The 19927-nt window shown below is 68.7% G+C and carries 17 protein-coding genes; 8 read left to right on the forward strand and 9 right to left on the reverse strand.

The features are described 5' to 3' along the window. Positions 1-36: 36 nt before the first annotated feature. The 3 genes from IJ15_RS0121195 to IJ15_RS0121205 are packed head-to-tail and all read right to left on the reverse strand — an operon-like array spanning position 37 to position 3229. Positions 37-1668, reverse strand: coding sequence for an ABC transporter permease (locus tag IJ15_RS0121195; RefSeq protein WP_031940343.1), 1632 nt, complete (start codon positions 1666-1668; stop codon positions 37-39). After that, entirely contained in the window at positions 1665-2564 is a 900-nt protein-coding gene (locus IJ15_RS0121200; protein WP_031940344.1) for an ABC transporter ATP-binding protein, read from the reverse strand. Before IJ15_RS0121200 ends, IJ15_RS0121195 begins: the two co-directional genes overlap by 4 nt. Next, complete coding sequence (locus tag IJ15_RS0121205) at positions 2561-3229, reverse strand: TetR/AcrR family transcriptional regulator (RefSeq protein ID WP_269321490.1); 669 nt, start codon at positions 3227-3229, stop codon at positions 2561-2563. The genes IJ15_RS0121200 and IJ15_RS0121205 overlap by 4 nt, the downstream gene beginning before the upstream one ends. Before the next feature lie 172 nt (positions 3230-3401). Between IJ15_RS0121205 and IJ15_RS0121210 the strand changes: the two genes are divergently transcribed. From IJ15_RS0121210 to IJ15_RS0121240, 7 genes are all read left to right on the forward strand, one after another. Further along, positions 3402-5000, forward strand: coding sequence for an acyl-CoA synthetase (locus IJ15_RS0121210; RefSeq protein WP_031940346.1), 1599 nt, complete (start codon positions 3402-3404; stop codon positions 4998-5000). Positions 5001-5112: 112 nt separating this feature from the next. Next, a complete protein-coding gene (locus IJ15_RS0121215) occupies positions 5113-6666 on the forward strand; it encodes a succinic semialdehyde dehydrogenase (protein ID WP_031940347.1) in 1554 nt (517 codons plus the stop codon). A 120-nt stretch (positions 6667-6786) separates the two neighbouring features. Beyond that, positions 6787-7446, forward strand: a complete 660-nt coding sequence (locus IJ15_RS0121220; RefSeq protein ID WP_081880855.1) for a response regulator — start codon at positions 6787-6789, stop codon at positions 7444-7446. After that, positions 7443-9182, forward strand: coding sequence for a sensor histidine kinase (locus IJ15_RS0121225; RefSeq protein ID WP_031940349.1), 1740 nt, complete (start codon positions 7443-7445; stop codon positions 9180-9182). Before IJ15_RS0121220 ends, IJ15_RS0121225 begins: the two co-directional genes overlap by 4 nt. A 169-nt stretch (positions 9183-9351) precedes the next feature. Next, positions 9352-10029, forward strand: coding sequence for a GAP family protein (locus IJ15_RS0121230; protein WP_031940350.1), 678 nt, complete (start codon positions 9352-9354; stop codon positions 10027-10029). Positions 10030-10058: 29 nt separating this feature from the next. Beyond that, on the forward strand, positions 10059-11612 hold the full coding sequence (locus tag IJ15_RS0121235; protein WP_031940351.1) for a carboxylesterase/lipase family protein: 1554 nt from the start codon (positions 10059-10061) through the stop codon (positions 11610-11612). 136 nt (positions 11613-11748) lie between these two features. Next, complete coding sequence (locus IJ15_RS0121240) at positions 11749-13395, forward strand: DHA2 family efflux MFS transporter permease subunit (RefSeq protein WP_031940352.1); 1647 nt, start codon at positions 11749-11751, stop codon at positions 13393-13395. 22 nt (positions 13396-13417) lie between these two features. Here the strand turns inward: IJ15_RS0121240 and IJ15_RS0121250 are convergent, their stop codons facing one another. The 5 genes from IJ15_RS0121250 to mmsB form a co-directional block, all read right to left on the reverse strand. Then, the gene (locus tag IJ15_RS0121250) at positions 13418-13588 is read right to left on the reverse strand and encodes a hypothetical protein (RefSeq protein ID WP_156112175.1); all 171 of its coding nucleotides are present in this window, start codon (positions 13586-13588) and stop codon (positions 13418-13420) included. Positions 13589-13614: 26 nt separating this feature from the next. Beyond that, positions 13615-14055 carry an SPW repeat protein gene (locus IJ15_RS0121255; RefSeq protein WP_031940354.1) on the reverse strand — a complete coding sequence of 147 codons (441 nt, stop codon included), beginning with the start codon at positions 14053-14055 and terminating at the stop codon, positions 13615-13617. A gap of 155 nt (positions 14056-14210) precedes the next feature. Beyond that, on the reverse strand, positions 14211-15689 hold the full coding sequence (locus tag IJ15_RS0121260) for a CoA-acylating methylmalonate-semialdehyde dehydrogenase (RefSeq protein WP_031940355.1): 1479 nt from the start codon (positions 15687-15689) through the stop codon (positions 14211-14213). A 32-nt stretch (positions 15690-15721) separates the two neighbouring features. Next, positions 15722-17092 (reverse strand): MFS transporter, encoded by a 1371-nt coding sequence (locus IJ15_RS0121265; RefSeq protein ID WP_031940356.1) that lies wholly within the window; start codon positions 17090-17092, stop codon positions 15722-15724. After that, positions 17089-18006, reverse strand: a complete 918-nt coding sequence (gene mmsB / locus IJ15_RS0121270) for a 3-hydroxyisobutyrate dehydrogenase (RefSeq protein ID WP_031940357.1) — start codon at positions 18004-18006, stop codon at positions 17089-17091. The genes IJ15_RS0121265 and mmsB overlap by 4 nt, the downstream gene beginning before the upstream one ends. A 159-nt stretch (positions 18007-18165) precedes the next feature. Between mmsB and IJ15_RS0121275 the strand changes: the two genes are divergently transcribed. Next, positions 18166-19044, forward strand: coding sequence for a LysR family transcriptional regulator (locus IJ15_RS0121275; protein ID WP_231569621.1), 879 nt, complete (start codon positions 18166-18168; stop codon positions 19042-19044). Positions 19045-19053: 9 nt separating this feature from the next. Here the strand turns inward: IJ15_RS0121275 and IJ15_RS0121280 are convergent, their stop codons facing one another. Next, complete coding sequence (locus IJ15_RS0121280; protein WP_031940359.1) at positions 19054-19923, reverse strand: SDR family NAD(P)-dependent oxidoreductase; 870 nt, start codon at positions 19921-19923, stop codon at positions 19054-19056. Between the last annotated feature and the right edge of the window lie 4 nt (positions 19924-19927).

A 19927-nucleotide genomic window follows, 5' to 3' on the forward strand; every position in this document is an offset into this window, starting at 1 on the left:
CTCGAAAGTGTGCCGTGAATTCCCGTTCAGGGGCGGTCAGCGGAGGTCGCGTCGGCGGAGGGCGACCAGGCCGGTAGCCAGCAGCGCCGCGCTGATCAGCAGCAGCCACACGAGCGGCGTCGCGTGGAACTCGCCGCCGGGCAGTCCGGGCAGGTGCAGGAACGGTACGAGGTCGAGTAGCGGCTGGGGGAGGTCGGCGACCATGCCGAACACGTACAGCGCCATCATCGCCGCGAACACCGCCCATACGGCGGGCGCCAGACGGGGCACCAGGCCGAACAGCGCGACGGCGAGACCGGTCAGCAGCCACACACCGGGCAACTGGACCAGCGCCGCGGCGAGGACACGCGGCACCTGTCCGCCGACGTCGTCGATCGTCACCCCGTACGCGAGCCCCGCCGCGAACCCGGCGACGGTGAGGGCGACGGCGGGGCCGACGAGCGCGAACAGGATGTGGCTCATCGCCCACCGCGGTCGTCCGACGGCGGCGGCGAGCACCGACTCGGCGCGGCCCGACTCCTCCTCGTCGTGCAGTTGCAGGACCGCCGACACGGAGTACGCGGAGGCGACGAGACCGAAGATGGTGAAGCCCATGGCGATGAACGAGTCCTCGATCGCCTGCGTCCCGCCGAGTCGGGCCAGCGCCGCGGTGACGATCTCGTTGTTGCCCAACTGGTCGCTGACACCGTGTGCGGCACTGCCGATCACGAGCGCGAACACCGCCAGTCCCACCGTCCACGCGGCCAGCGGTCCGCGCTGCGAGTGCCACGCCAGTCCGACGGGGCCGGACAGCGACGGCGGCGACGACGCCGGACCGGGCCGCTCCGCGATCAGTCCCGCACCGAGATCCCGTTGTGCGAGTAGGCGATATGCCGCGGCGACCAGCACGGCGGCAGTGGCAGCGGGAAGCGGCAGCACCCACCAGCGCGCGTCGGCGTAGGGACGCACCTGCTGGGCCCAGCCGATCGGTGACAGCCACGACAGCGTCCCCGACCCGGCATCACCGACCGCGCGCAGCAGGAACGCGACGGCGAGTACCCCGAACGAGATGCCGCGGGCGAGACGGGCGCCGGTACTCACCTGGGCGGCGACCGCCGCGACGCCGGCGAACACCGCGCCCGTCCCGAACACCGCGGCCCCGAATGCGATCGCGCCGGTGACGCCGATGCCGATCGAGACCAGCCCGGCCGTTCCGACGACGGTGCTGACGGCCGCGCCCACCGCCGCGACGAGCAGCGCCGCGGTCAGGCCTGCGTACCGGCCCACCGCGGTCGAATCGAGCAGTTCGGTCCGGCCCGTCTCCTCCTCGGTCCGCGTGTGCCGGATGACCGTGAGGATGATCGCGACCGCCACGAACGTGAACAGGTAGCCGGCGCGCCACGTGGTCAACGCCCCGACACTGGATCCGAAGATGGGTCCCACCAAGGCGATTTCGGATTTGATCGCCGCGGTCGACGCCGCGAAGGCGTCCAACTGACTCTGGGTGGTGTACAACCCCATGATCGCCTTGCCGTAGACGAGCGGCAGCAGGCCGACGACGACCGACCACAGCGGCAGGATCATGCGGTCGCGTCGCAGTGCCAGGCGCAGCAGGGCCATCGTGCCCGTGAACGGTGACGACGCGGGGGCCGCCGAGCGGGCGGCCACCGGGGCCGCGGTGGTGGTCATACCGGCACCTCCTCCGACAGTTCGTAGTGCCGCAGGAACAGTTCCTCGAGCGTCGGCGGGGTGCTGACGAGACTCCGTACCCCGGTGTCACCGAGCGTGCGGATCAGCGCGCCGAGGCTCTCCGCGTCGACCTGACAGTGCAGCGTCCGGCCGTCGATCCGCAGGTCCTCGACGCCGGGGATCGTGCTGAGATCGCCGGGGTCGCCGGTCAGTTCGGCGGTGATCGAGGTTCGGCTGAGGTGCCGCATCGACGCGATCGAGCCGCTCTCGACGGCCCGTCCCGCTCGAATGATGGTGACCTTCTCGCACAGGGCGTCCACCTCGGACAGGATGTGGCTCGACAACAGCACCGTCACACCGCGTCGGCCGGCCTCGGCGACACAGTCGCGGAACACCTTCTCCATCAAAGGATCCAGGCCTGACGTCGGCTCGTCCAGCAGCAACAGTCGAGCGTGCGACGAGAACGCCGAGATCACCGCGACCTTCTGGCGGTTGCCCTTGGAGTAGGAGCGCGCCTTCCTGCGGGGGTCGAGGTCGAAACGCTCGATGAGGTCGGCCCGACGTGCGGCGTCGACGCCGCCGCGCATCCGGGCGAGCAGATCGATGATCTCGCCGCCGGTCAACGACGGCCACAGCGTGACATCCCCCGGGACGTAGGCGATCTCACGGTGGAGGCTCACCGCATCCCGCCACGGGTCCCGGCCGAGCAGTCGCGCGGTCCCGCCGTCGGCGTGGAGCAGTCCGAGCAGCACCCGGATCGTGGTGGACTTCCCGGCGCCGTTGGGGCCGAGGAACCCGTGCACCTCGCCTTCGCCGACGCGCAGATCCAGCCCGTCCAGGGCCCGGGTGGCACCGAACGTCTTCACGAGCTCGGCGGTTTCGATGATGGTGGTCATGCCTTCTCCTCCTCGGCGGCGGGGTGGGCGCCGGTGTAGGCGTCGAGCATCGACGAGTCGGTGAACAGCCCCTCGGTGTAGACCTCGAGGCCGGGCAGCATGATCTCGCCGGTCATGTCACCGATCGCGCGGGCGTAGTCGGTGGTCCGGGCGCCCTCGGACCGCATCTGCAGGTAGAGCAGGGTCGACCCCAGGCTGTTCATGGCGAGGTAGCGGGCGCGGGCGGCGGGGTCGCGACTGGCGCGTACCCGTCCCTCGGCGACGGCGTCCTCGAGGTAGGACTCGACACCGGTGACCATGTGTTCGAAGAGCGATCGGGCGAGGGGGCCTCCGGCCTGGAAGCTGCGCACGAGGTAGGCGACGAGGGGGGCGTAGCGGTCGATCTCGGCGAGCGAGGTCAACATGCGGGCGGGGCTGTTCGCGGTCAGCACGTCGCGTTTCTCCGACACGATGACGGCCAGAACCTGTTCGTCGCACACCGCCCGCAGGCCCTGTTTGGAGCCGAAGTGGTGGTTCACCAGGCCGGGGGAGACCCCGGCCGCGGTCGCGACGGCGCGGACCCCGGCGTCGAATCCCTGTTCGCCGAACACGCGGATCGCGGCTTCCCGGATCCGGGCCTGGGTGCTGAGGTCCCCGTCGGTCATAGCGGCGATGGCTGAACACATGTTCAAAGCGTTGCTCGCGTGTTCAACCTCGGCAAGGGTCCGACGTGTGTTCTGACGGAATCTTGACACCGGAATCGGCGTGACGATTCCGGTCCGTCAAGCGTTTGACTGTGTTAGCTTCGCGAACGAATTGACCCGTGATCCGGGTCACTCGACGACGAGGATGGACCACGTGACGCTGAACATCGCCGACCTGTACGAAGCTGTCGCGGACGCGATTCCCGACCGGGTGCCGGTGGTGTGCGGCGACGAGCGGCGCAGCTACGCCGAACTCGACGGCCGGGCCAACCGGCTCGCGCACCATCTCGAGTCCGTCGGCGTGCAGCCCGGGCAGCACGTGGCGATCCACATGCGCAATCGGATGGAGTACGTCGAGGCGCTGTTGGCGTGCATGAAGATCCGGGCGGTTCCGATCAACGTCAACTTCCGCTACACCGATGCCGAACTCGTCTACCTCTACACGAACTCCGAGAGCGTCGCCCTGATCGTGGAGAACGAGTACCTGGGGACGGCGGGGGCGGCCCTGCCGCAGTGCCCCGGCATCGGGCATGCCGTGGTGGTCGGCGAGCACGACGGTATGCCGGACGGTTTCGCCACCGTGTCGGTGATCGACTACGAGGACGCGCTCGCCGCCCAGTCGGACGCGCGGGGCTTCGGTCCGCGCAGCGCGGACGACCGCTTCGTCATCTACACCGGCGGTACGACGGGTATGCCGAAGGGGGTGGTGTGGCGGCACGAGGACTTCTACTACGCGGCACTGTCGGGCGGCAACATCGGCGGCGCGCCCCGGCACTCGGTCGAGGAGGTGGTGGCCGGTGCGGTCGCCAACACCGAACCGTCTGTGTACCTGCTGATTCCGCCGTTGATGCACGGGGCTGCGATCTATTCGCTGCTCACCGCCTTCCTCATGGGCGCGCCGCGGGTGCTCACCCGCACGTTCGATCCGGTCGAGGTGCTGCGACTGATCGAGGCCGAGAGGATCACCGGCGTCACCGTCGTCGGCGACGCGATCGCCCGGCCCATCGCCGACGCCATCCGCGAGCACGGCGACCGCTACGACCTGAGCACGCTGAAGCTGATGGGCTCCGGCGGCGCACTGTTCTCGCCGGCACTCAAGGACGAGTTGCGCGGCATGGTCCCGGGTCTGGTCATCAAGGATGCCTTCGGCGCGTCCGAGACCGGCAACGACGGCATCGTGGAGTTCGGTGACGACGGGACCAAGCGAATCCGCTCGAATCCCAACATGATTCTCGTGGACGAGAAGTTCCGGCCGATCGCGCCCGGTGCCGACGAGGTCGGCTACATCGCACGCAAGGGGCACGTGCCGGTGGCCTACTACAACGACGACGCCAAGACCGCTGCCACGTTCCCGGTGGTCGACGGGGTGCGGATGGCGGTCCTCGGCGACATGGGCCGGATGGAGGCGGACGGGACGATCCTGCTCCTCGGGCGTGGCTCGACGTGCATCAACAGCGGTGGCGAGAAGGTGTACCCGGAGGAGGTCGAGTTGGCGCTCAAGACGCATCCGGCGGTGCTGGACGCGCTGGTGGCCGGCGCTCCCGACGTCAGGTTCGGGGAGAAGGTCGCCGCAGTGGTGCAGTTGCGGCCCGGGTTCGACACTGCCGACCCCGATCAGATCGCCGAGCACTGTCGTGTGCACGTCGCGGGCTACAAGATTCCGCGTGCGGTGGTCGTGGTCGAGGCGATCCGACGGTCGCCCAGCGGCAAGGCCGACTACCGCTGGGCGAAGGAGGTCGTCGCCGCGGGCTGAGTGCCTGCCGGGTGTGCGTCGAGGGCGGGTGCATCGTTACCCCTGTGGCGCCGGACACCGACGGGGTAGGTTGTGTGTAACTCGAAATCTACTCACCAGTAGGGGTGCGAAAATGCCTGCTCCGTCAGCGGCAACGTTTGCTCGTCTTGCCGATCTCATCGCGATCCCGGACGCGGCGAGCCGTCCGACGAAGCCGATCGTCGAGGCCTTCACCGGGCGCGAACTCGCGACCGTGCCGGTCGGTACCGCGGAGGACGCAGTCGCCGCGATCGAGAAGGCTCGGGTCGCGCAGAAGGCGTGGGAGAAGCGGTCTCCCGTCGAACGCGCGCAGATCTTCCTCCGCTACCGCGACCTGGTGCTCGCGCACAAGGACGCGCTGATGGACATGGCGCAGGCCGAGACGGGCAAGTCTCGGGCGTCCGCGCAGGAAGAGGTCCTCGACATCGCCATGACGTCGCGTTTCTACGCGCGTCTGGCGCCGAAGCTGCTGCGCCCCAGGCGGGTCCAGGGCATGCTGCCGGGCCTGACGAAGACGGTGGTGCGGCATCACGCCAAGGGCGTCGTCGGCGTGATCTCACCGTGGAACTACCCGATGACCCTCGCGGTGTCCGATGCGATCGCCGCGCTGCTCGCCGGCAACGCGGTCGTGATCAAGCCGGACAGCCAGACGCCGTACTGCGCGCTGGCCTGCGTCGAACTGCTCTACCAGGCCGGCCTGCCGCGGGATCTGTTCGCCGTCGTCCCGGGCCCGGGATCGGTGGTGGGTACCGCGCTCGTGGAGAACACCGACTACCTCATGTTCACCGGCTCCACCGCCACCGGACAGTTGCTCGCGGAGCAGGCCGGACGTCGGCTCATCGGCTTCTCCGCCGAACTCGGCGGCAAGAACCCGATGATCGTCACCAAGGGCGCGAACCTGCGCGAGGTGTGCGACGCGGCCGTGCGCGCGTGCTTCTCCAACTCGGGGCAGCTGTGCATCTCGATCGAGCGCATCTACGTCGAGGAGGCGATCGCGCCCGAGTTCATCCGCATGTTCGGGGAGCGGGTCCGCGGCATGAGCCTGGCGCCCGGGTACGAGTTCGGCATCGAGATGGGCAGTCTCGTCTCCGAGGACCAGGTCAAGACCGTGTCCGGTCACGTCGACGACGCCGTCGCGAAGGGCGCCACCGTCGTCGCCGGCGGCAAGGCGCGTCCCGACCTGGGGCCGCTGTTCTACGAGCCGACCGTGCTCACCGGCGTCACGCCCGAGATGGAGTGCTACGCGAACGAGACGTTCGGTCCGCTGGTGTCGATCTACCCGGTCGCCGACGTCGAGGAAGCCGTCGCCCGCGCCAACGACACCGACTACGGACTCAATGCCAGCGTGTGGGCCGGTAGCCACGCCGAGGGCGAGGCCATCGCGTCCCGGGTGATGGCGGGCACCGTCAACGTCGACGAGGGCTACGCGCCGACGTGGGGCAGCACCGCCGCCCCGATGGGCGGCATGGGCGTATCGGGTGTCGGTCGCCGGCACGGATCCGACGGCCTGCTCAAGTACACCGAGGCGCAGACGGTGGCGACCACCAGGGTCGTCAATCTCGGTGGTCCCCGCTGGCTTCCGGCCAAGGTGTGGGCGAAGCTGCTGCCGCCGTTCATCAAGGTGATGAAGTACGTCCCGGGGCGCTGACCCCCGCAGGTCCGGTTTCGACGGGCGCCGCACCGCAGTCGCGGTGCGGCGCCCGTTCCGTAAATAGTTAGACAAGCTCACTACCTGATGGCAATGGATTCCCCCCGCTAATCTCGTCCCGTGAGCGAAACCGTGTGGGTACGACGGGCACTGGTCGTCGAGGATCAGCCGTTGATGCGCTCGCTGGTCGCCGATGCACTCCGGCACGCGGGCTTCGACGTGCACGCGCGATCCACCTCCGCGGACGCACTCGCCGACTTCGACGCGATCGATCCCGACGTCCTCGTCACCGACATCGACCTCGGGGCGCGACCCAACGGGATGGAGTTGGCGATGATCGTCCATGTGCGGGCGCCGTCCTGCGCAGTGGTGTTCCTGACGAACTACCCGCGTGCGGGGATCGCGCCGGGGGAGGGCGTCCCGGCGGGCTCGGTGTTCCTCGACAAGGTCACGCTGGAATCCGTCGAGGACCTGGTGGCGGCGGTGGAGTCGGCCCTGGCGGAGACGCCGGTCCCGGCCGGTCCTGCGCGCGACGACAACCCGGACGCGGTGCTCGACCGTCTCACCCGGACCCAGCTCGACGTGTTGCGCTGCATCGCGCTCGGCTGGTCCAACGCCGAGATCGCACGCCGACGCGAGTCGAGTGTGCGCAGTGTCGAGAAGATGGTGACCCGCACCTTCGACGCCCTCGGGGTCGGCCACAGCCCCGAACTGAACCCGCGCGTGGCAGCCGCCCAACTGTATGTGCGCCGCTTCGGAATGCCGGCGGAGATCGGTTGAGCAGTCGGTACCCCTGGCTACTCCGGATAGGCGGCAGTTCGGCCGTCACCATCTGGTCGTGGATCCTCACCGCCCCGTTCGCCGTCACGGTGATGGGCAGCTACATCGCCGCGCGCAGCCCGCGCGACTGGCCGGCGTACTTCGGTGTCGCGGTGGTGGTGCACCTGTTGGTGGGTGCGGCGCTCCTGCTGGCCTGGCTGACAGTGTTGCGTGTCAACCGGACCCGGCCCCGGCCCCTGGTGTCGCTGTCGGTATTCGCGGTGCTGGGAGCGTGCCGGCCGCTCGTGCTCGACGCTCTCGTCGGGGTGCAGGGCCTGCCGACCGACCCGCGCGATGTCGGGGTGCGGATCGCGATCAACGTGACGACGGCGGTGGTCGCGTTGTCGCTCATCGCGATCCTCGTCGACTCGGTACGCGAACACCAGGCGGTGATGCAGCGACTGCGCGGTGCCCGCGCGGCCCTCGACGAGCAGCGTCGGATCGACGAGGAGTACCTGGCCGGGATCGGTCGCCGGTGCGCCGCGGACCTGGCGGACCGGATCGACACGGCGCTGTCGCGGACCGATCGGGCGAACATCGATCCCGAGCGTGCGGCGCGCCTGCTCCGGGCGATCTCGGAGGACGTGGTCCGGCCCATGAGCCACGCACTGTTCCGGGACGTGACCCCGCTGCCGACGCGGCCGATCGCGCCCACACCGCTGCGCCGCCGGGAGTGGCTCGCGAACGTGCTGCGGGCCGTGGAGCCGGCGCCCCCGGTGCTGCCGGCGGTGCTCTACACGTCGGTGATCCTGACGTTCCTGTTGACGAGCTATGGGCTCCGGACCACCGTGCTGCAAGTGGCGTCGGGACTCGTGCTGTGCGTGGCGGGCAACTGGGTCGTGGCGCGCATCGTGCCCCGAGTGCACCGCACGGCAGTCAGGCTGACGGTCATGGTGACGGTCTACGTGATGGTTGCCGTCGCCACCGCCCTCGGGTTCTACGTCATCATCGGCGGCACCGGCTTCCCGCCGGCATTCCTCGTCCCCGGGATCGCCTTCTACCCGTTCGCGGCCGCCGCGACCAGCCTCATCCGGGCCGCGAACGTGCAACGCGCAGTGGAGGAGCGGCAGCTCGCGACGGCGCTCGGTGAGCAGAGTCGCCTCGCCGCCGAGGTGCACGGACAGGTCCTGTCCGCACGCCGGCGCCTCGCCCACGTGCTGCACTCGTCGGTGCAGGGCGAGCTGGTGGCCGCGGCACTGGTCATGCACGGTGCGGCGACCGGCGTCCCGGCGGCCGGATCGCCGGCGGTCGTGGACACGAGGGTCGACGAGATCATCGGTCGCCTCGTGCGTGAGGTCGCGCGGGAGGAAGCGCTGCCGACGGTTCCGCCGGCCGATGCTCGACGGCAGATCACCGAGCTGATCGGCATGTGGTCGGCCGCCGTTCCGATGCAGGCCCACATCGACCCGGCGGTGTGGCCGTTGCTGTCGGACAGTCCGGTTCGTCTCGAGCACGCGATCGACGTGCTGTCGGAGGGTTTCACCAACGCGATCCGGCACGGATCGGGTGGGGCGCTCGAGCTGACGATCGCGGTGGACCCTCGGACATCGTTGATCTGCATCGGGATTCGATCTCCCGGTCGTCTTGCCCGCGATCGTGGGGACGGGCTCGGGCTGGCGGCGCTGTCGAGCCGGGTCGACGCAGCCGAACTGGTCGAGGAGTCCGGGTCCGTGCTTCTCTCGGTTCGGCTCGGCTGACCGCTCGCTCCGCGCGCCGCGGCGGCCGTCGGCCGGTGTCGCAATACCCGAACATCGTCCGTCGGCCCCGTCCCGCGGTTCCTATCGTTGCTGTCGGATGTCGGTGACGACACCGTCGGACCGACGATCGACCTCGGCATCCCGCGCGAGAGAAGGGATGTGAGAGTTCATGGGACACACTGTGACGCAATTGGTTCCGCTCGGGATCGGGATGATCGTCAGTCCCGTTCCGCTGGCCGCGTTGATCGCGATCCTGCTCTCCGCCCGGGCGAAGACCAATGCGAAGGTATTCACCGTGACGGCGATGGCCGCGTCGGTCCTCATCGTGGGGGTGACCGTGTTCACGAGCAAGGCCGGCGCCGACCGGGCGAGCGCCGCCGCGCACCCCGGGCAGATCGTGTTCGCCACCGTCTTCGGCTTGGTGTTCGTGGTGCTGGCCGCACTCAGTTGGAGAAGTCGGCCGAAGAGCGGCGCAGTCGCCGCGATGCCGTCCTGGATGGCGCAGATCGACACGATGGACGCCGGTCGGACCGCGATCCTGAGTCTGCTGCTGACCGTCCCCAACGCCAAGAACCTGCCGCTCGAACTGAAGGCGGGCGCCCTCATCGCCGAGGCGCACCTGCCGGCCGCGCAGGCGGCGCTGCTGACCGTCGGGTTCGCCGCACTGGCCGGACTCGGGCTGATCGCCCTCACCGTGCTGGCGGCGATCCCGTCGAAGCGGGTCGCCGCGGCGCTCGGTGTGGTCAAGGAAGAACTGATCCTGCACAACGCCGCCATCATGACCGTCCTGTTCCTGCTGCTGGCCGGGCTGCAGGCGTCGCACCTCGTCACCGCCCTCACCGCCTGAGCTCCCGCCGACCCGAAGGAGTCAACGACATGACACTCATCGCCCCCGACAGCGCCACCGTCGTGCACACCACCCACGGACCCGTGCGCGGCACCACCGACGGACAGGTCAACGTGTGGAAGGGAATTCGCTACGCGGCCGCACCGACCGGGGACCGTCGATTCCAGGCACCGATGTCGCCCGAGCCGTGGACGGAGGTGTTCGACGCGGACCGGTTCGGCGCCGTCGAACCGCAGAGCCGGCTCGCCGCGATCCCGCTCGGGGACGACATCCGGATGGACGAGGACTGCCTGTCGCTCAACGTGTGGGCGCCGACCACGGGGGCCGCGGGCAAGCCGGTGATGGTGTGGATCCACGGCGGTGCCTACTTCCGCGGTGCGTCGAGCCAACCGGTCTACGACGGGCGTGCACTGGCGGAGAACGGCGATGTCGTGGTGGTGACGCTGAACTACCGGTTGGGGGTGTTCGGATTCGTCGACTTCTCGTCGTTGAGCACCGACGAGCACCGCTTCGACGCCAATGTCGCGTTGCAGGACATGATCGCCGCGCTGCGCTGGGTGCAGGCGAACATCGCCGCGTTCGGCGGCGACCCGAAAGCGGTGACGCTGTTCGGTGAATCTGCCGGTGGCGGCGCCGTCACGACGCTGATGACGATGCCGTCCGCGCACGGCCTGTTCCACCGGGCGATCGCCGAGAGCTCGCCGGCCACCTCGGTCTACAACCAGGATCGGGCCGCGCAGGTGGCGAACATGTTCCTGGAAATCCTCGGCGGCGCAGTTGATGCCGCAGATCGGTTGATGTCGGCGACCACCGACGAACTCCTCGCCGCATCGGAGGAACTGTTCGCCCGTGTTCCTCGCGAGACCCCGGGGACCCTGGCCTACGTTCCGATCGTCGACGGCGTACTCGTTCCCGACTATCCGGTCAATTCGTTCTGGAACGGTACCGCCGAGCGGATCCCTCTGTTGATCGGCACCAACAAGGACGAGTCGTCGCTGTTCAAGCTGATGAAGTCGCCGCTCATGCCGATCGAACCCGACGTGATCCGCACGATGTTCGCGGAGATCGCGGCCGAGCACCCGGGCGTCGAACTGCCCGACCAGGCGCGGATCGAGGCGGCGTACTCGGGCCTGGCCACCGAGAGTGACGTTTCGGGGCTGACCCGGGATTTCGGCTTCCGCCTGCCGGCACTGTGGATCGTGGAGGCGCACAGCAGGTATGCCCCCACCTGGCTGTACCGCTTCGACTACGCCACCCCGATGCTCCGGGCGTTGAAGATCGGCGCCACCCACGCGACCGAACTGCCGTACGTGTTCGGCAATATCGCGCACGGACCCAAGGAGGTCACCTACCTGCTCGGTGGCCTGGCGACGGGCCGCCGGGTATCGGCCCGGATGCAGCACCGGTGGATCGAGTTCGCGAAACATGCAGTGCCGGTGGGGCTCGACGGTGAGCCGCAGTGGGATGCGTACGACAGGTTCGGCCGGGCCACGCTCGTGATCGACAAGCACGACCGGGTGGTCCGGGACCTCGACGGACCGCTCCGTGAGGCGTGGGGCGAACAGGTCATCGCCTTCACCTGAGTGCCGTCCGGATTCAACCGAAAGATTGAAATGCCCGAATTGTGGCCGTCATTCGTCAGCGCGGAACCGTCTTCTCTGCTGGAATCGCGATAGCGTCGAACGATGGCGCGCCACATCGTCGGAGGAGGGTGCAGCGATGACCATGGACTCGGCGGAGGTCGAACCTCATGTAGGGCGGCGGGACTGGATCGGTCTGGGGGTGCTCGCTGCCGGGCTGTCGCTGATCGTCGTCGACGGCACCATCGTCAACGTCTCGCTCCCGGTGATCATCGACGAACTGGGCCTGGACCTCACCGACGCGCAGTGGATCAACAGCATCTACGCGGTGGTGTTCGCGGCGCTGCTGCTCACCGCCGGACGACTCGGCGACCGGTTGGGACGGCGGATGCTGTTCATCATCGGTGTCGTCGTGTTCATCGCGGGCAGCCTGATGGCCGCGGCGTCGGAGAGTTCCACCGCACTGATCGTGGCCCGCGTCGTGCAGGGCGTCGGCGGAGCGCTGGTGCTGCCGTGCACGCTCTCGACCGTCAACGCGACGTTCCGGGGCAGGGACCGGGCCATCGCGTTCGGCGTGTGGGGCGCGGTGATCTCGGGCATGGCGGCCGTCGGCCCACTGCTCGGTGGCTGGCTCACGACGTCGTTCACGTGGCCGTGGATCTTCCTGGTCAACGTTCCGATCGGCATCCTCGTCATCATCGGCGCGTTCCTCACCGTGCCGGAGACCCGCGCGAAGATCACCGTCCCGGGGCTGGACGTGGTGGGCCTGCTGCTCAGCGCAATCGGGTTCGGCGCGTTGATCTTCGCCCTCATCGAGGGGCAGACGCTCGGCTGGTGGACGCCGATCGCCGACCTCCACGTGTTCGGGGCGACCTGGCCGGAGACCGCGCCGATCTCCGCGACGCCGGTGATGGCAGCGGTCGGCGCCGTGGCGCTCGTCGGGTTCGTGGTGTGGGAACGGCATCGCGCCAAGATCCGGCACTCGGCGATCCTGGACCTCGCGCTGTTTCGGTTCCACACGTTCAGCTGGGGCAACTGCACCGCGATGGCCGTCGCAATCGGTGAGTTCGGTCTGCTGCTGGTGTTGCCACTGTTCCTGGTCAATGCGTACGGACTCAGCACCCTCGGCGCCGGCTACGTGCTCGCCGTGATGGCTCTCGGAGCGTTCGCCTCCGGTGCCGCGGCCCGGCACGTGACCGCGAGATTCGGTGCCCCGCGCACCGTGATGCTCGGCCTGGCACTCGAGGTGATCGGCGTCCTCGCGTTCGCGCTGTACCTGCGTCCGACGTCGGCGGCGTGGCTGCTGGCGCTGCTGCTCGCGATCTACGGACTCGGCCTCGGCCTGGCGTCCGCGCAGCTCACCGGCACGGTGCTGGTCGACATTCCCACCGAGGAATCCGGGCAGGGGTCCGCGACGCAGAGCACCGTCCGCCAGTTGGGTGCTGCGCTCGGCACCGCGATCCTCGGCACCGTCCTGTCGCTGGGGCTGGCACACAGCCTCACCGACCGGCTCGAGCCGGTTGCGTTGCCGCCACAGGTGTCCTCGGAACTGGTCGACAGCACCCGTGAATCGGCCGGCGGCACCATTCCGCCGATCCGTGAGCAGGGCGACCACGGCAAGCTCGGCCCGGCCGGACCTTCGACCGCCGACGCGCTGTCCGACGGGTTCGCCGACGCCACCCGGTGGTCGCTGTTCGTGGCGGCCGGATTCCTCGCCGCAGGACTGGTCGCGGCCACACAGCTGCAGCCGCGGCGGCGTGAGGACGCTGCCGACGCCACGGCGTAGGCGGGGCTCGGTCGTCGGGGGCTCACTCGTCGGTGGGTGGCAGGGCCTGCCACAGCAGCAGGACCGCGGCGACGCCGATTGCGCACGCCACCCCGAACGCCGCCGCCAGCAGGAATGATCCCGTCAGCGACAGCGTCACCGCGATGACCAGCACCGCTAGCACCGCGACTCCGACGGACTGGATCGTCCGCACCGGTCGGCGGTCGGGGTGATCCGGCACTACTGGCGGACGGCGCGTCGCCGTGTCATCGCCATCGCCATGCCGGCCGCGCCCAGCACGACGATCACGGCACCGACGATGACGTTCGACAGGATCATCCCAGTGCTCGTACTCACCCCGGAGACCAACCACGGCGACACGATCAGCCACACCCCCAGAAGCGGTGCGACGAAGGCGATCCCGTGCGTGCGCCCGTACGTGGTCGCGTACCCGGCGGCCAGCAGCGTCACGGCGAGACCGCAGATGAGGTTGCTCATCATCAGTGACGTCTGCCCGCTGAAACCGACGATCCACGACGACGCCGCCGCGTAGAGACCGGCCAGCACCATCAATCCCTCCGCGACCTGGAGGGCCGGCCCCTCGCCGAGTTCGTCGTAGCTGTTGCGGAGCGCGACGATGTCCGGGTGGGTTTCCATCGACATGTTCGGTGTGATCGACATGGCGAATCATCTCCTCGGCCTGTTCGACCTGTGTACTTCCGACACTAATTGCCGTACCGCGCGGCGTACAGGGTCTGTCGGCCCCGGGTGGAAACGACGGAGGAGCGGGCGATGCCCCGACGGTCATCGCCCGCTCCGCTACGCTGTCGCGCCGATCAGTTGGGGCGGAACCCGAAGTCGGTTCCGGCGACGCTGTCCCAGCGCGACGTGACGTACTTGGGCCGCGTGTAGAAGCTCCACGACGCGTTGTTCAGGCCGGTGTCCCCGTATGCGGAGTCCTTCCAGCCCTGCACTGCATATGCGGCGACGGGAACGGGGATCGCCACGTTGACGCCGATCATGCCGGCCGACGCGCGCCGCTCGAACTCGTTGGCCGCAGCGCCGTCCCTCGTGAAGATCGACGCGCCGTTGCCGTAGCGGTGGTTCTCGATGAGGGCCAGGCCGTCGTCGAGGGCGTCGACGCGCAGGACCACCAGGATCGGACCGAACAGTTCCTCCTGGTAGGCGGGCGAGGACACGTCGACGTCGGTGAGGACGGTGGGGCCGATGAAGTAGCCGCTCTCGTAGCCGGGCACCTCTTCGGTGCTGCGGTCGACCACGGCGCGGGCGCCGCCGGTGATCGCCTCCTTGACCGCTGCCCGGATACGTTCCTGCGACTGGCGGTTGATCACCGGCCCGACCTCGGTGCCCGCCTCGCCGCCGGCGCCCAGGCGGACCTGCTCGGCGCGTTCCTTCACCTTCTCCAACAGCGGTTCGGCGGTGGGGCCGACGACCACCGCGACCGAGATCGCCATGCAGCGCTGACCGGCGGCGCCGAAGCACGCGGACGTGAGCTGATCGGCGACGACGTCCATGTCGGCGTCCGGCATCACGATCATGTGGTTCTTCGCGCCACCGAAGGCCTGAACGCGCTTGCCCGCGGCCGCGGCCCGCGAGTACACGACGTGCGCGATCTTGCTCGAGCCGACGAACGCGACTGCTTCGGTGTCGGGCGAGTCGATCAGCTGCTCCACGGCGTCCTGGCGGCCGTGCACGACGTTGAGCACGCCGTCGGGCAGGCCGGCCTCCTTGAACAGTTCGGCGATGCGCAGGCACACGCCGGGATCCTGCTCACTCGGCTTCCAGACGAAGGTGTTGCCCGAGGCCAGAGCCACCGACACCATCATCATGCCCATCATGGCGGGGAAGTTGAACGGCGTGATGCCCACGCACACACCCAGCGGGTGCAGTACCGACTTGGTGTCGATGTTCGGTCCGGTCTGCAGTGATGTGCCGCCACGGACCAGTGCCGGTCCACCACAGGCGAGTTCGACGGAGTCGGCCGCTCGGGAGATCTCGCCCGCTGCGTCGTCGAGGGTCTTGCCGTGCTCCTCGGTGATAATTGCTGCGAGCTCGGACCGGTTGGCCAGCAACAGTTCCCGGAATCGGTAAAGCACCTGGGCCCGCTTTGAGAGCGGGGTGGCGGCCCAGCCGTCGAAGGCGGCCAGGCCGGCGGCGATCGCGGCGTCCACGGTGGCGCGGTCCGCCATCGGCACGGTGGCGACCGGCTGATCGGTGGCCGGGTCGACCACGTCGATGATGTCGGTGCCGCCGGCGACGGGGGCCCCGTTGATCCAGTGGGGGATGGTGCGCATTATCGATGAACCTTTCAGGGGTGGAGCGGAATTCACAAGGAGGTGCCGAAGCGGGCGCGGTGTTCGTCGTCCAGTGCCGCCAGGGATGTGCCCTTGGTCTCACGCATGAACAGGACCGCGACGATCGAGATCAGCCCGGCGACCGCGACGTAGATCGCGATCGGGACCCAGCTGTCGAATGTGCGCAGCAGCATGGTCGCGATCACCGGAGCCAGCGAGCCGGCGAAGATCGCCGTGACCTGGGCTCCGAGCGAGACGCCGATGTAGCGCATGTGCGTCGGGAACATCTCCGAGAGCAGCGCCGGCTGCGGGGCGTACATGATGGCGTGGATGATCAGTCCGACCGTGATGGCACAAAGGATGAGCGCGTCGGACTTGGTGTCCATCAACGGGAAGGCGATGAAGCAGTAGACGGACGCGAGTGTGGCGCCGACCAGGTAGACGGGGCGTCGGCCGACCTTGTCGGACATCCAGCCGAACACCAGGATCATCCCGGCATGGACGATGTGCGAGACCAGCATCAGGGTCAGGATGGTCGAGGTGTCGACGTCGAGCTGGACCTTGAGGTACGTAAGCGAGAACGTGACGACCATGTAGTACAGGATGTTTTCGACGACGCGGGCGCCCATGGCCGTGAGCACCTCGCGGGGGCGGGCCTGGAAGACCCGCTTGATCGCCTTCCACGTGCTCTCGGCCTGCGGCTGTTCCTGGTTGGCGTCCTTGAAGATCGGTGAGTCCTCGACCTTGGTGCGGATGAACCAGCCGATCAGCACGATGAACGCGGAGAAGAAGAACGCCACGCGCCAACCCCAGGACAGGAACGCGGCCTCGGGGAGGGCGAAGGACAGCACCAGCAGCACGATGGTGGCCAGCACATTGCCCAACGGTGCACCGACCTGCGGGAAGCTGGACCAGAATCCGCGCTTGTCGTCGGGGCTCTGCTCGGCGACGAGCAGCACCGCGCCGCCCCATTCGCCGCCGATCGCGATGCCCTGCATGAAACGCAACAGGACGAGGATGATCGGTGCGGCATAGCCGATCTGGTCGAAGCTCGGGATGGCGCCGATCAGGAACGTGGAGACACCGATGACCAGGAGCGAGACCTGCAGCAGCTTCTTGCGGCCGAACTTGTCGCCGTAGTGCCCGAAGATGATGCCGCCGATCGGGCGGGCGACGAAGCCGATCGCGTAGGTGAGCAACGCCGCGATCACACCGTCGAGGGGATTGCCGGTCGCCTTGAAGAACACGTCGCCGAAGACCAGCGCGGCGGCCATGCCGTAGAGGAAGAACTCGTACCACTCGGCGACCGTTCCGGCCATGGAGGCCGCGACGATCCGATGGAACCCGGCCGGGGTCTTCTGCTTCGGTGCGTCGGGGGTCGGGTCGGTCAACTGTGCGGTCACCGAACCCCCTCCGGTGCGGAACCGGTGGCGCCGACCGTACCGTCGACGAGCCGGACCAGGGCCGAGAAGTCGAGCCCGCCGAAACCGTTGTCGGCGAGTACGTCCAGTCGCCGGGCAACCTCGGCGGTTGCCGCGGCGTCGACTCCGTGTGCGGCAGCCGCGTCGAGCGCGAGGCCGAGATCCTTGCGCATCAGAGTGACGGCGAAGCCGCCCGCGAAGTCCCGGCTGGACGGTGCCGACTCGACGGCGCCGCCGACGGGGTAGTAGTTGCGCAGTGCCCAACTGTCGCCGGTGGAGACGCCGGCGATCTCGATGACCGTCTTCGGCGCGATGCCCAGACGTTGCGCCAGCGCCGCGGCCTCACACGTGCTCTGCATGTTCGCGGCGAGCATCATGTTGTTGAGCATCTTGGCGCTCTGGCCCGCACCGAGGTCGCCCGCGTGGAAGATGCGCGCACCCATCGACTGCAGGAGCGGGCGAGCCTCGTCGAGGTCCGCTTCGGCGCCACCGACCATGAACGTCAACGTCGCGTTCGCGGCACCAGCCGTGCCACCCGAGACCGGGGCGTCGAGGAAACGGCGACCGGTCGCGATGACGGCCCCGGCGATGTCGACGGCCTGGGTGGTGGCGATCGTGGAGGAGTCGATCACCAGCGCGGTGGGCGCGGAGACCGCGAGGGCGCCGGAGTCGAGCAGGGCGGCTCGCACGTGATCGCCCTTGGGCAGCATGGTGATCAGAACGTCGGCGTCGGCTCCGACGGTGACGGGCGAATCGGTGGTGGGGATGCCCTGCGTGGCCGCCGCCTCGCGAGCGTCGGATGACAGATCGAAACCGACCAGTTCGTAGCCTGCGCTGTGCAGATTTGCAGCCATCGGCAACCCCATGTTGCCCAGGCCGATCCAACCGATCTTCATGCTGGTGCCCTTCCGTCCGATGCCGAGCTGTAGATATCTACGTCGGCTGTGCGGACAAGAGTGAGCTAGATTACAGCTTTGGAAAAGGCCCTCTTCGACACACAAGCTGTGCATGAATGCACAGCTGACCTGGGAGTCAATGTGCGCGCGGACGATCTCGTGGTGCTATTGGAAATCGCGCGGTGTGGCTCGCTCGTCGGGGCCGCCTCCGCGCTCGGACTCAACCACGCGACGGTGTCCCGGCGGATGTCGGCGTTGGAGTCGGAACTGCACGCACCGGTTCTGGTGAGGGGCGTCCAGGGATGCGAGCTGACCGACCTCGGCCACCGGCTGCTGAGATCGTGCGAGCAGATCGAATCGGCGCTCACCGATGTACGCGACCTGGTGAGCACCACTCCCCGCGAGCGTGAACTCTCCGGTCTCGTGCGGATCGCCACGACCGAGGCGTTCGGTTCGTACTTCATCGCGCCGTTGCTGGCCGACCTGCACCGAATCAACTCGGATCTCCTCGTCGAGATCGTCACGCAGACACGGCTGAGTGCGTTCGGGGCCGGCGCCGACATCGAGATCGGGGTCGGGGAGCCGGTGTACGGACGGCCCGGCGCCGAGAAACTGACGGACTACAGGCTGGGGCTGTACGCCTCCGACGCGTATCGGGCCGAACGCGGCATGCCGACGTCGCTCGAGGACCTGGACGGTCATTCGCTCGTCTACTACATCGAGGGCCTGCTCCGGGTCGAGGACCTCGACGTGCTGACGAAGCTCACCGGCAACCACAAGGTCACCTTCGGCTCGACCAGCGTGCAGGCGCAAGCCGCGGCGACACTGGCCGGCGCCGGCATCGGACTGCTTCCGGCATTCGTGGCCGAGCGCGAGCCGACCCTGCAGCGGGTGCTGCAGTCCGACGTCGCCATCACCCTCGAGTTCACGGCGTGCCTGGCGCCGAGACGGCTGCGCAGACCCGCGGCCGTCACGGTGCTGCAGGCGATCCGGGAGATGGTTGCCGAGAGACAGTCCGAGCTGATGCCGCAGTGGTGAGCAGGCGCCTCAGATCCCGGCGGCGAACCGCCGGTGCCGGGCGGCGTCGGCGCGTTCGGGACTGATGGCGTCGACCAGCCGGGTGAGGCGTCCGAACGTGGGACCCATCCGCCGCGGCCGGTGGACGATCGCGTCGCAGATGACCCGAGCTGCCTCCTCCGGTGTGAGCGCCGAGGCCTTCAGATACTGCGCGTTGGGCGCGATCATCGCGGTCCGCACCAGCGGCATGTACACCGACGTGAAAGTGATGTTCTCGTCGAGGGTTTCGGCCTGGAACGACATCGAGACCTCGTCGAGGGCGGCCTTCGAGGCGACATAGGCGCCGTAGCCCGGACCGCCGAACAGGTTCGCGGCCGACAACACGTTGATCACCTGCCCGTAGCGGCGTTCCCGCATCCCGGGCAGCACACCCAGCATGACGCGCACCGCGGCGAAGTAGTTGATCTGCATGGTGCGTTCGAAGTCGTGCGCCCGCTCGTACGACTGGGCGAGGGAGCGGCGGATGGACCGGCCGGCATTGTTGACGAGGATGTCGACACCGTCGTGGTCGCCCAGGATCCGGGCGATCGTCGCGTCGGACGCCTCGGCATCGCTCAGGTCGCAGGGGTACGCGAACGCCTTCCCGCCGCGGGCCGTGACGGCGTCGACGACTTCGCGAAGTTCCGGCTCGCGTCGGGCGACCAGCAACACCGTGGCGCCGGCGGCGCCGAGGTCGAGAGCGACGGCCCGGCCGATGCCCGACGACGCCCCGGTGATCAGCACGCGCCGACCGGACGCTGCCTCGGCGAGCGAGCCACGTCGTCGTCGCGGGAACGGCCCCCGCGTGTCGAGTCCGTGCTTGGCCTGGAACCACCACCCCTTCTGCTGCGTATCAGTCATGGTG

The organism is Prescottella defluvii, from assembly GCF_000738775.1.
GTDB classification, from domain to species: domain Bacteria; phylum Actinomycetota; class Actinomycetes; order Mycobacteriales; family Mycobacteriaceae; genus Prescottella; species Prescottella defluvii.

Excerpts from the sequence above, each read along its gene's own strand:
- IJ15_RS0121280 (WP_031940359.1), bottom strand. The coding sequence starts at position 19,923 with ATGACTGATACGCAGCAGAAGGGGTGGTGGTTCCAGGCCAAGCACGGA.
- IJ15_RS0121205 (WP_269321490.1), bottom strand. The coding sequence starts at position 3,229 with ATGTGTTCAGCCATCGCCGCTATGACCGACGGGGACCTCAGCACCCAG.
- IJ15_RS0121240 (WP_031940352.1), top strand. The coding sequence starts at position 11,749 with ATGACCATGGACTCGGCGGAGGTCGAACCTCATGTAGGGCGGCGGGAC.
- IJ15_RS0121230 (WP_031940350.1), top strand. The coding sequence starts at position 9,352 with ATGGGACACACTGTGACGCAATTGGTTCCGCTCGGGATCGGGATGATC.
- IJ15_RS0121215 (WP_031940347.1), top strand. The coding sequence starts at position 5,113 with ATGCCTGCTCCGTCAGCGGCAACGTTTGCTCGTCTTGCCGATCTCATC.
- IJ15_RS0121200 (WP_031940344.1), bottom strand. The coding sequence starts at position 2,564 with ATGACCACCATCATCGAAACCGCCGAGCTCGTGAAGACGTTCGGTGCC.
- IJ15_RS0121195 (WP_031940343.1), bottom strand. The coding sequence starts at position 1,668 with ATGACCACCACCGCGGCCCCGGTGGCCGCCCGCTCGGCGGCCCCCGCG.
- IJ15_RS0121255 (WP_031940354.1), bottom strand. The coding sequence starts at position 14,055 with ATGTCGATCACACCGAACATGTCGATGGAAACCCACCCGGACATCGTC.
- IJ15_RS0121260 (WP_031940355.1), bottom strand. The coding sequence starts at position 15,689 with ATGCGCACCATCCCCCACTGGATCAACGGGGCCCCCGTCGCCGGCGGC.
- mmsB (WP_031940357.1), bottom strand. The coding sequence starts at position 18,006 with ATGAAGATCGGTTGGATCGGCCTGGGCAACATGGGGTTGCCGATGGCT.
- IJ15_RS0121235 (WP_031940351.1), top strand. The coding sequence starts at position 10,059 with ATGACACTCATCGCCCCCGACAGCGCCACCGTCGTGCACACCACCCAC.